This is a genomic window from Streptomyces sp. NPDC003943 (genome assembly GCF_053605265.1).
The window spans coordinates 1-11,692 of sequence record NZ_JBSGIW010000145.1; the positions used below are offsets into that span (position 1 = coordinate 1).

Annotated in this window: 8 protein-coding genes; 2 read left to right on the forward strand and 6 right to left on the reverse strand. The window is 71.3% G+C overall.

The window, feature by feature from the left end:
- The 6 genes from ACWEV0_RS34415 to ACWEV0_RS34440 all read right to left on the reverse strand — a co-directional run.
- Positions 1-1,753, reverse strand: a 1,753-nt coding sequence (locus tag ACWEV0_RS34415; protein WP_453153746.1) for an ABC transporter substrate-binding protein, incomplete at its 3' end; no start/stop codon positions are given.
- Positions 1,754-1,896: 143 nt separating this feature from the next.
- A complete protein-coding gene (argJ, locus tag ACWEV0_RS34420) occupies positions 1,897-3,078 on the reverse strand; it encodes a bifunctional glutamate N-acetyltransferase/amino-acid acetyltransferase ArgJ (protein ID WP_453153747.1) in 1,182 nt (393 codons plus the stop codon).
- Positions 3,079-3,270: 192 nt separating this feature from the next.
- Positions 3,271-4,248: a clavaminate synthase Cs1 gene (cs1, locus tag ACWEV0_RS34425; RefSeq protein WP_453153748.1), complete on the reverse strand. Its 978-nt coding sequence runs from the start codon at positions 4,246-4,248 to the stop codon at positions 3,271-3,273.
- Positions 4,249-4,276: 28 nt separating this feature from the next.
- Positions 4,277-5,218, reverse strand: coding sequence for an agmatinase (speB, locus tag ACWEV0_RS34430; RefSeq protein ID WP_403793189.1), 942 nt, complete (start codon positions 5,216-5,218; stop codon positions 4,277-4,279).
- 62 nt (positions 5,219-5,280) lie between these two features.
- Positions 5,281-6,813 (reverse strand): asparagine synthase-related protein, encoded by a 1,533-nt coding sequence (locus tag ACWEV0_RS34435; protein ID WP_453153749.1) that lies wholly within the window; start codon positions 6,811-6,813, stop codon positions 5,281-5,283.
- A gap of 2 nt (positions 6,814-6,815) precedes the next feature.
- Positions 6,816-8,537: a thiamine pyrophosphate-binding protein gene (locus ACWEV0_RS34440; protein ID WP_453153750.1), complete on the reverse strand. Its 1,722-nt coding sequence runs from the start codon at positions 8,535-8,537 to the stop codon at positions 6,816-6,818.
- A gap of 422 nt (positions 8,538-8,959) precedes the next feature.
- Between ACWEV0_RS34440 and ACWEV0_RS34445 the strand changes: the two genes are divergently transcribed.
- Entirely contained in the window at positions 8,960-10,615 is a 1,656-nt protein-coding gene (locus tag ACWEV0_RS34445) for a penicillin-binding transpeptidase domain-containing protein (protein ID WP_453153751.1), read from the forward strand.
- 190 nt (positions 10,616-10,805) lie between these two features.
- Positions 10,806-11,594 carry an AfsR/SARP family transcriptional regulator gene (locus tag ACWEV0_RS34450; protein ID WP_453153752.1) on the forward strand — a complete coding sequence of 263 codons (789 nt, stop codon included), beginning with the start codon at positions 10,806-10,808 and terminating at the stop codon, positions 11,592-11,594.
- Positions 11,595-11,692: the final 98 nt, after the last annotated feature.

An 11,692-nucleotide genomic window follows, 5' to 3' on the forward strand; every position in this document is an offset into this window, starting at 1 on the left:
GACCTGGTCGCGGAGCGGCTCGTGGCCGACCCGCGCGGGGTGCAGCCGCTGCTCTGCCGCTGGTTCGGCGACGAGCGGACACTGGCCGGGGCGCCACGTAGTCGTACATCCCGAACGAGCCGGTGACGTAGACGTTGCGGACGTCCGGGTGCCGGTAGAGCAGCGAACGCGGGTAGAGGTACGGCACGATCACCGCGTGATCCATCGTCAGCCGGTCGATGCGGTGCCAGATCTCCGCCCGCCGTGCCGGGTCCGCGCAGGTCGCGCCCTCGTCGAGCAGGGCGTTGATCTCGGGGTCGTCCAGCTCGCCCATGTTCTGGTTGCCGCGCTCCTTGATCGCCCGGCCGTCCGTGATCTGCTGGAGGAAGCCGTAGCCGTCGGGGAAGTCGGCACCCCAGCCGAACATGATGATCCCGATGCCGTGCTCGCGCAGGTACGACGGGGAGCCGCCGTAGCGGTCGAAGTAGTCGCCCGACGGGAAGTCGAGCACCTCGGCCTCGATGCCCACCCGGGCCAGGCCGGCGGCCAGCGCCTCGGCGGCCCGGTACTCCTTCAGCCGGTCCTTGCGGGCGGCGATCTTGGTGCGGAAGCCGTCGGGCATCCCGGCGGCCTTCAGCTCGGCGCGCGCGGCGTCCAGGTCGCCGGTGGCGTCCGGGCCGACCGGGTAGCGGTCGAAGGGCTGGTAGCCGTCGAGCGTCGGCGGCAGGATCGTGGTCGCGACGTCGCCGCCCACCGGTCCGCCGTACGCGAGCTGCATCGCGGCCTTGTCGGTGGCGAACTGCACGGCCCGCCGGGCGTGCACGTTGTCGAACGGCGGGATGTTGCTCGACAGGCAGTAGATCCAGGTGAAGCCGGTGAGCGGGTTGTCCGTGTGGGCGCGCAGCACCGGGTCCGCGAGGATCTGCTCCTGCGTCGAGGGCTGCACCCCGAAGCCGGCCAGGTCGACGTGCGCCTCCCCGGCGAGCAGCATGCGGTCCACCTCGTGCGGGTCCTTGCCGAGGTGCACCTCGATCCGCTCGGCCCGCCGGACGCGCACCGGGTCGGTGGCCGGGTCCCAGTGCGGGTTGGGCTCCAGGACGGCGAGCTCACCGCGGGTGTAGGAGGCGACCCGGTACGGGCCGGTGGCCACCGGCCCGAGCCGGTAGTCGGCGCCGGTGTCCCGGTGGCGCGGCACCGGGGTGGTGCTGGGCATCGTCGCGAGCAGGTCGAGGCCGGCGAACGGCTCGCGGAGCCGGAAGACCAGGGTGCGCTCGTCGGGGGTCTCCAGGGTCACCGGGCCGTCGGTGTCGGGCTCGCGCCACGGGCCGCCGTAGTCGGTGCCGAGCAGGTGGCGGAAGTAGGTCGGGCCGGCGCCCAGCACGTCGGTGCCGTAGTTGCTGCGCGCGATGGCGTACTTGACGTCCGCCGAGGTGACGGGCGTGCCGTCCTCGTACCGCAGGCCCTCGCGCAGCCGGTACGTCCACACCCGGCCGCCCTCGGAGGACTCGCCCAGGGACTCGGCCAGGTCGGGCACCAGCCGCTGGCCGGCCTTGCCGGGGGCCGTGTCGAAGGTGACCAGGGTCCGGCCGACGAGCCGGAGGAAGTTCCACGTGTAGGCGTAGTAGGTGTTGCCGGGGTCCAGCGAGTCGAAGTCGTCCGTGCGGACGAGCCGGAGCGTGCCGCCCGGAGTGTCGGTCGCGCCGACCACACCCCGTACCGCGGCGTCGAAACCCTCGTCCCCCTCGTCCACGGTCCTCGACCGAGTGGTCTCCATGATCCTCCAGCCTTCGTCACGATGCGTCCGTCCCATCCTGGGGGCGCGGGCGGGCGGGCGAGGAGGTGCGGCGGAGGGCGCGCATAGCCGCGGGGCGGTCGGCATATCCGGCCGCCGCCCCGGGCCGACGGGCTCAGGTCAGGTCAGGTGGTGTACTCCGAGTTGAGCCGCACGTACCCCTCGGTGAGGTCGCAGCCGTACACGGTGAACGCCCCGTCGGCGATGGCCAGGTCGATGCCGATGACCACCTCGTCGCCCTTCAGGTGCTCGGCGACGGCGTCGCGCAGCGCGTCCTCGTCCTCGGCGCCGCCGGCGCGCGGCGGGTAGACCTCGACGTCGCCGAAGCGGATCGTGACCCGGTCCTGGTCGATGTCGGTGTCCTCGGAGCACTTGCCGATCGCCATGGTGACCCGGCCCCAGTTGGGGTCGCAGCCGTGCACCGCCGTCTTCACCAGCGGGGAGTTGACGACGGCCTTGCCGACGCGCTTGGCCTGGGCGTCGTCGCGGGCCCCGGTGACCCGGACCTCGATGAGCTTGCTCGCGCCCTCGCCGTCGCTCGCGATGTTCTTCACCAGGGCGAGCGCGGCGGTGTGCAGCGCCTCCTCGAACTCCGCCGGATCCACCTCCCCGGCCAGCCCGTTGGCGAACAGCGCGGCCGTGTCGCTGGTGGAGGTGTCGGTGTCGATGCTCACCGCGTTGAAGGTCCGGTCCATCACCCGCCGGAAGATCCGGTCCTGCTCCGCCGGGTCGAGCCGGGCGTCCGTGGCGAAGAAGGTGAGCAGCGTCGCCATGTCGGGCTCCATCATCCCGACGCCCTTGGCGATGCCGACGAGGGTGGCGTCGCCGACCTTCACCCGGACCTCCTTGGGCCGGGTGTCGGTCGTCATGATGGCGCGGGCCGCCCGGTCGAAACCGCCGTCGGGGAAGGGCGGGGCGAGCGTCTTGAGGTGCTGCCGGATCCGCTCCATCGGGTACTGACGCCCGATCACACCAGTGGAGGCCACGAGGAGTTCACCCTCCGGTACGCCGAGGGCACGGGCGACCGCCTCGCGCACCTCGCGCGCGTTCGCCTCGCCCTCGCGCCCGGTGGCGACGTTGGCGTTGCGGGCGATCACCACGACTCCGTGGGCCCGGCCGCCGGCCGCGGTCTCGCGGCTGAGGACGACGCTCGGGCCGGCGAACCGGGAGCGGGTGAAGACCGCGCTCACGGTGGCCGGCACGGTGGAGGCGAGCACGGTGAAGTCGTCCCGGCCGTCGTCGGCCAGTCCCACCGGCGCCGTGTGGACGGTGAAGCCCCGTGGGGTGTGCGGTGTGGGCTCGGACATGAAGGAGTCTCCTGTCACGCGGATGGCGGGGCGACGGCGGTCTCCGTCGCCCACTGCATCATTTCCAAGGCTGCATCACTTCTAACAACACAGCATATCTATGCATCGCGGATGTGTGCAGACGATCGCACCCCGACACCGAAGCGGTGCCGGGGCGCGACCGGAGGGGGGAGGAGGAACGGAACGGGGGGATTACCCGCGCGGAGTGAACGACACGACGTCACCCGCGCGCTCGCCGCCGGAGAGCTGGCCGTTGCGGTCCGTGCGGATGTAGACGCGGTGCAGCCAGCGGTCCTCGCCGTCCCAGCGCGGGCTGAACGGCGTACGGGCGTGCGTGGTACGGAAGTTGTCGATGATCAGCACGTCACCCGGGGACAGCTTCACCCCGGTCGTCACGTCGTCCAGGGCCTTCGACAGCGCGGCCACGGCCTCCTTGTCCTCCGGGTCCTCCGGGGCGAGCAGCTCGCGGTCGTAACCCAGGTACGGGTCCTGCTCGTCGCCGTACAGCGGCTTGACCCGGGCGATGGCGCCCGGGTCCTCCACGCCGCCGCGGAAGGCCACGTCGACACAGCAGGGCATCGGGCGGTCGAACAGCCGCGCCCGCGTCCGGTCGTCGAGCAGCGGAAGCGCCAGGCGGATCGAGCCGACCAGGGTCTCGGCCTTGCGCTCGTGGTCCGGCCGGGAGCAGGCGAGCATGACGTAGTTCGGCTGGAGGACGTGGTACGCCATCTCCGTGTGGAACTCCAGCGTGGTCTCGGAGGTCTCCGAGGACAGGTAGTGCGCGCCCGGCGACGGGTACACGTCGTGGTACACCGTGCCGGAGCGCAGCTCCTGGTAGCCGGTGTGCAGGCCGAGCCGGCGCCCGGTGAGCGCCAGCATCGCCTCCATGACCAGCAGCGGCCGGTCCAGCGGCGCCGGGGTCGTGGTGGGCGTGTCGGGCAGCTCGGCCGGGTCGACGGGCAGCCCGCGCAGCAGCAGGTAACCGTCCTTGTTTCCCTCGGAGTTGAACGTGTCGAGGGCGGCGGCGAGACCCTTGGGCAGGTCCTCCGCCAGCTCCTTCGCCTGCGCGAGGAAGTCGTACAGATCCGCGCGCGGCACCCGGGGGAGCCGGCCGGCGAGGGCGAGCAACTCCTCGCGGTAGGGGGTGCAGTCGATGATCGGAGAAGCCATGACGCCTTGTCTCCTTACGTGCTTCGTCTTACTTCTGGTTTCGATGGGCGCGGGCGTACTGGTAGAGCAGCTCCGCGCCGATTTCGGTGGCGAGTACGGAGGTGATCCCGGCGTGGTCGTAGAGCGGGGACACCTCCATCACGTCGAATCCGACCGGCTTGAGGTCGCCCACGCAGCGCAGCAGGCCGAGCACCTCGCGGGAGCTCAGGCCGCCCGGTGCGGGCGTGCCGGTGCCGGGGGCGAAGGCCGGGTCGACCACGTCGACGTCGACGGACACGTAGACGGGCCGGCCGCCGACCCGCTCGCGGACGAGGTCGGCGGTGCCGCGCACGCCGAGCTCGGCGAACTCGTCGGCGGTCACCACGCGCACCCCGTTGTCGCGGGCGTAGTCGAGCGAGTCCGGCTTCGGGTTGTGCCCGCGGATGCCGACCTGGACCATCGCCTGCGGGTCGATGAGCTTCTCGTCGATCCCGTGCCGGAACGGCGTGCCGTGGTGGTACTGGCCGCCGTAGAATGCCGGGTTGGTGTCCGAGTGCGCGTCCAGGTGCAGCACCGCCACGGGGCCGTGCTGCTCGGCGACCGCGCGCAGGGCGGCCACGGTCAGCGAGTGGTCGCCGCCCAGCATCAGGAAGGCCGCGTTGGCCTTGAGGAGCTCGGCCAGGTGCTTCTGCGCCGTGTCGATCGCGATGTTCATGTCGAACGGCGTCAGGTCGATGTCCCCGCCGTCGACGCAGTTGATCAGGTCGAAGGTGCCGGGGCCGCGGTCGATGCCGACGCCGTGGATCAGCCCCGACTCGTTGCGGATGGCCCGCGGGCCGAACCGGGCGCCGGGACGGTAGCTGGTGCCCCCGTCGTACGGGGCGCCGATCACCACGACGTCGTAGCCGCGCGGATCGCGGTCGTGCGGCAGCCGCATGAACGTGGGTATCTGTGCGTAGCGGGGAGAAACGTGCGAGTCGATGCGCTCCACGGATCAGTCACCCTCCTCGAAGTCGACGGCGGACGGGAACGGGGCCCGGCGGACGGGTGCGCTCATGCCGTGCCCCGCCCGAGCCGGTCGACCACGGACCGCACCGCGTCGGCGGTGCTCACCTCGCCGGGGTGACGGCCGGCCACCACGGTCCGGTCGAACAGCTCGCGCACCACCTGCCGCTTGGCCTCGTGGAGCGACTGCTCCGCGACCCCGTGCCCGGTGAGCAGCAGGGAGAACGACGACGTGGTGCCCGAGCCCTCGTGGACGCCGAGCTTGGGCCGGGTGACGGTCTCCTCGGGCAGCGCGTCGGCCATCGCCTGCCGCAGCACCCACTTGTCCCGGCCGTAGCGGCGCTTGAGGCCGGCCTCCAGGGAGACCAGCAGGTCGAGCACGTTCCGGTCCCAGTACGGGTGCGTGGTCCAGTGGCCGCCGAGCAGCGAGAGCACCGGGGACATCTCGTTCAGGCCGTCGAAGGTGGCCATGTCGTACGCCACGGCCGTGTCCAGGTTCGGCAGCCGGTCCTCGCGGTGCATGCCCGCGAGCGGGATGTCCGCGCCGTATCCGGTGAGGATGCGGCGGCCCGGGCCGCCGAGCTCGCGGTAGAGCGCGACCAGCGGCAGCAGGTACTCGATGATGTCCGGGTCCACCGACTCCGAGGCCCACACCGCGTACGGCAGCTGGGCGAGCAGGTCGGCGGTGGGCACCGTGATCTCGCGGTGCCGGGTGCCGAGGTGGTCCACGACCGCCCGGGCCTGGGCGAACTCGTCGGAGGTGTCGGTGCCCATGGAGACGGTGTCCAGGGCGCCGGCCGACCGGTGCGCGCAGGCCGCGACTCCGGAGGAGTCGATGCCGCCGGACAGCACCACCAGCGGGGTGCCGACCGCGGGGACGCGGGCCGCGACGGCCTCGTCGAGGGCGGCGCGGACGGCCGCCACCGCCTCCGCCTCGGGCACGATCCGCCGGGACAGCGGCGGCCGCCAGGTGGGGTGGACCTCGACCGTGCCGGACTCCAGGTCGGTGTCCCACACGGTGCCGGCCGGCACCTGGTAGACGTCCGCGAGGCCCGGCATGCGCCGCGCCCCCGTCAGCGGGAAGCCCCGCGGCTGGTCGTGTCCGGCCAGCGTCTTGGCCTCGGTGGAGGCCGTGACCTCGCCCGGGGCCACCCGGGCGTACAGCGGCACGGAGCCCGCGTGGTCGGTGGCGAGCAGGACCCGGCGCCCGGTGCCCACCACGGCCGCGAAGCGTCCGTTGAGCAGCCGGAAGGCATGGAGTCCGTAGCGGCGCAGCAGATGGAGCAGCAGCTGGGCGTCGCTCTCCGGTTCGTCGCCCGGGGGCAGTACGGAGTGCAGCTCCTCGCGGTTGTAGAGCTCGCCGGCGAGCAGCACGGCGGTGTCCGCGTCCCGGGCCAGCGCGCCTTCGGGCGCGGCGTCGGGGCCGTGCACGAGCACCGCGGCGAGGGACTGGCCGGGCAGGGTCGTGTCGATGTCGGTGTGGCTGCCGCGGGCGGCGAACGCCGCCCGGGGGACCCGGCCCCCGCCCGAGCGGGCGGAGGCCAGGAATCCGTGGGCAGCCGGAAACTCCGGCGCCTTCATCGTCAGATGCTCAGGGCGCCGAAGCCGCCCGGCTGGAAGTCGTAGGAGATGGGGACCTCGATCAGGAACGGCCGGCCCAGCTCGGCGCCCTTGCGCAGGGCGGCGAGGAGCTCGTCGCGGTCGGTGGCCTTGGTCGCCTCGACACCGTTGGCCTCGGCGAGGGCGACGAAGTCGACGCCGGTGAACTTCACCGCCGGGTCGTGGCTGCGGTGGTGACCGATGTTCTGGTAGAGCTCGATCAGACCGTTGGTGTCGTTGTTGACCACGACCGTCACGATCGGCAGGTTGAGCCGGGCGATGGTCTCCAGGTCGGCGCTGTTGGAGTGGAAGCCGCCGTCACCGGCGATCAGGAAGGTCGGCTCGTCCGGGCGGGCCATCTGGGCGCCCATCGCGGCCGGGATGCCGTAGCCGAAGCTGGAGCAGCCGGCCGAGGTGAGGAAGCCGAACGGCTGGTCGGCGCGGGCGAAGAGCACGCCGTAGTGACGGAAGAAGCCGATGTCGGAGACGATCGTGCCCTTGCCGGCGCCGGCGGCCTCCTCCATGACCGTGTTCATCGAGTCGATGACCTGGTGGACCCGCATGCCGTCCTCGTACGCCTCCGGGTCGGCGAGGAACTCCGCGATGCGGGCGCGCAGCGGGGCGATGTCGTGGCGGTCCTTGGCCGCGACCGAGGACGTCGCCGCGTCGATGTGCTCGACGAACGCGAGGACGTCGGTGACGACGTCGACGGTCGGGCGGTACACGCGCGGGATCGGGTTGGCGGTGGGGGAGACGCGGACGGTCTGCTTCTCGCCGCCCTTCTGCCACATGGACGGCCGCAGGTCCTCGGCGTAGTCGTAGCCGAGGGTGAGGATGAGGTCGACCGGGGCGAACAGGGTGTCCAGGGCCGGGAAGTTGAGGATGCCGTCCATGTAGCCGGTGACGGCGCCGTAGTTCAGCTCGTGCTCGTGCGGCAGGACGCCCTTGGCGATGTACGTCGTGATGACGGGCACGTTCAGGCGCTCGGCCAGGGCGCGGATGGCGGGCACCGCGCCGGAGCGGATCGCGGCGGCGCCGACCACGAGGACCGGGTGCTCGGCCTTCGCGAGGAGCTCGGCGGCCTGGTCGGCGGCCTGCTGCCAGCCGTCGGCGACCGCGCCGATCGGCTTGGCCGGGGTGTTCGCCGGCGGGTGCTGCACCGAGGCGTCGATGCCCTCGCTGGAGCCCAGCAGGTCGACCGGCAGGGAGATGAACGACGGGCCGACCGGCTCGGTCATGGCGGCCGTCACCGCGGAGTCCACCAGGTCGGTGATCTCGTGCGGACGCTGGAGCTCCACCGCGTACTTGGACATCGGGGCGATGATCGACACCGAGTCCAGGCACTGGTGGGTGTCGTTCGGGAAGATGTCGTGGGACTCGGACTGGGCGGCCAGGGCGATGACCGGCGAGCGGTCCAGGATCGAGGTGGCGATGCCGGTGGACAGGTTCGTCATGCCGGGGCCGAGGGTGGCCCAGCATGCCTGGGGACGGCCGGTGATGCGGGCGAGGACGTCAGCGGCGACACCGGCGGTGAACTCGTGCCTGGTGAGGACGAAGTCGAGCCCTTCGACCTCGTCGAAGAGGATCGACGCGGCCTCTCGGCCGACGACTCCGAACACCTTCTCCACACCGTGCTCGCGCAGCCGGGACAGAAGCGCGTGCGCGGCGGTCGGTTCGGTGCTGGGGCCGGTCGATACACGGGACATGAGGTGTCTCCAGACTCGGTCGGATGTGCGATGCCCGCCACCCTCGCCGGGCATCCTCTTCGCGCCCTCTCTCGTCCGTATCGGCGGGAGCGGGCGGAGAGCGGGCGGAGAGCGGCCGGGCGGCCGGTCGCCGTACCACCGGATGTGATCCGGACAGTTCCGGTATTCGGAGACAGGAGTTCGAGAGGGTTTCTTCAGTGGACTAGCCCACATTCCGGCTCCCCGGATGCCCCTTTTGCATACCGTGGGAGGGGAGGGGGCGGTGGTAACAAGCCCTTTGTTGAACGCCGTTCACCGCCACGCGCCCACTTCGCGGACGGTTCATCGGTCCGGCGATTTTCACGATTCCTTTACAGGTGTGACTGTCTTGAAATGTGCGTGCGCCCGGTGGCGCAAAAGAAGGTCCGCCTAGCCTTGGGGGCATGGCACGCTATCGAAATCGGAACGGCTTACCCCCCACCCGTCAGGGCCGTTCCCGGGGCTCCTCGGTCATCGCGACGTGTGTGGTGCTGGCCGTGGTTGCCGGGGCGGGTTATTGGGGATACAGCACGCTGCTCAAGGACGACGGAGCGGAGAACCCGCAGGTCGTGGAGGCGACGAAGGCGCTGGAGGGCTTCCTCGGCGCCTGGCAGGCCGGCGACGCCGCGCGGGCCGCGCAGCTGACGGACACGCCGGACGGCGCCCAGTCGCTGATCAAGTCCGTCATGACCAACCTGAAGCCCTCCAAGACCGAGATCGAGGCGGGCGAGGGCGAGCGGAAGGCCGACGCGAAAGTTCTTATTCCGTTCACTGTCAAGATGGCCATACCAGGAGCGGGCGACTATTCCTGGCAGTCAAAGGCCAATGTCGTCGAGACCGGCAAGAAGTGGAAGGTGGAATTCCACACCGAGATGATCCACCCGGAGATGGTTCCGGGACAGACGCTCGCCCTCAACTCCCGTGAACGGGCCGCCATTCTGGATGCCGACGGCAAGGAGCTGCGGGCCGCGTCGCTCGTCGGCGTCGTCGATCCGCAGACCGGCAAGGGCATTTCGGGCCTGGAGGCCCGGTACGACAGGCAGCTCGCCGGCGGAGCGGGTCAGGCCAAGTCGGTCGTGGTGGTGGACCGCCAGTCCGGTCAGGTGGTCAAGACCCTCACCGGCGCCCAGAAGGGCGGCGAGGGCAAGCCGGTCCGCACGACCATCGACCCGAAGGTCCAGGAGGCCGCCGCCGACGCCCTGGACGGCGTCACCAAGAACGCGGCCCTCGTCGCGATCGACCCCACCAACGGGCACATCCTGGCCGCCGCGAACATGCCCTCGGGCATGAACCGCGGTCTCGAGGGACGCTACCCGCCCGGCTCGACCTTCAAGGTGGTCACCGCCGCCGCCCTGCTCAAGCAGGGCATGAAGCCCTCGGACCGTGCCGACTGCCCCAAGTTCGCCAACGTGGACGGTCAGCGCTTCGAGAACCAGAACCAGTTCACGCTGCCGCCCGGCTCCACCTTCCGGGACAGCTTCGCCCACTCCTGCAACACCTTCTTCGTCAACTCCCGTGCCAAGCTGCCCCAGGCCGGTCTGCACGAGGCCGCGGAGGCCTTCGGCATCGGCGGCTCCTGGGACGTGGGCGCCATCACCTACGACGGCAGCGTCCCGGTCTCCACGAGCGACAACGACAAGGCCGCGTCCACCATCGGGCAGGCCCGGGTGCAGGCGTCCCCGCTCGTGATGGCCTCGATCGCCGCGACCGTCAAGGAGGGCGTCTTCAAGCAGCCCGTCCTCGTGCCCGACGCCGTCCGCCAGAAGTACGAGGCGCCCGCCCGCCTCGACCCCGGCGTCGTCGACTCGCTGCGGGACATGATGCGGGCGACCGTCACCATCGGGGCCGGCAAGGCCCTGAGAGGCATCTCCGGCGAACCGCACGCCAAGACGGGCACGGCGGAGTTCGGCACCGAGACGCCGCCGCGCACCCACGCGTGGATGATCGGCTACCAGCAGGACCGGAACCTCGCATGGGCGGTCCTCCTGGAGGACGGCGGGTCGGGCGGCCGCGACGCGGGCCCCATCGCCGCCAAGTTCCTCAAGAAACTGACGGAGTGACCTCGGGCACTCCGAGTAAAGGGCGGCACTGGCCAGGGGCAGCGATGCGCACCCACGCCGTCCGTCCGCACCACCTAGGACAGGCGCGCACCCTGCAAGGCCTGGCAAGTACTCGCCGAACGAACGCATTCCAGCCGTGCCCGTCCACTCCCGGACCTGGCATGGCTTGTCTACGACGGGGGAGAACGCAATGAGTACTTGGAACGATGTGACGATCCGGCTCCTCGGCCCGGTGGCCCTGGTGAGAGACGGCGTGCCGTGTCCCATGCAGGGACAGCGGCAGAGACGTTTCCTCGCCTCGGTGGCCCTGCGGGCCGGACAGGTCGTCTCCAAGGAGGCGATCATCGAGGACTCCTGGGACGGCGAGCCGCCGCTCACCGTCTCGGGCCAGCTGCAGACCTCGGCCTGGATGGTCCGCAAGGCCCTGACGCAGGCCGGGCTGCCACGCGACATGCTCGGCTCGCACGACCGCGGCTACGAACTGAAGATTCCACAGGAGTCCATCGACCTCTTCGTGTTCCGAGAAGCCGTGCGCAAGGCCCGGGAGCTGCACCAGCGCGGCAAGCACCGGGACGCGGCCGAGAAGCTCGACGCGGTCCAGGCGCTCTGGCGGGGCCCGGCCCTCGCCGACGTCACCTCCAGCCGGCTCCGGCTCAAGGCCGAGTCGCTGGAGGAGGAACGCACGGCGGCGGTCGAACTCCGCGCCCAGGCGGACCTCGGCCTCGGCTACTACACCGAGGCGATCACCCGGCTGAACGGCCTCGTCGACCACGATCCCTTCCGGGAGGACCTGTATGTCAACCTCATGAAGGCCTATTACGCCGAGGGCCGCCAGGCCGACGCGATCCAGGTCTTCCACCAGGCGAAGAAGATCCTGCGCGAACAGATCGGGATCAACCCGGGCGTACCCATGACGAAGGTGATGCAGGCGATCCTGCGTCAGGACGAGCACTTCCTGCGGGCGAGCACCCCGCGCTGACGTCGCTCCGCGGGGCCGGGGCCCCCCCCCCCCGGGCGGGGGCGCGGGCGCCCCCCGGCTTCGGGCCCCCCCCCCCCCATCACCCAGTAGGTCGGGGT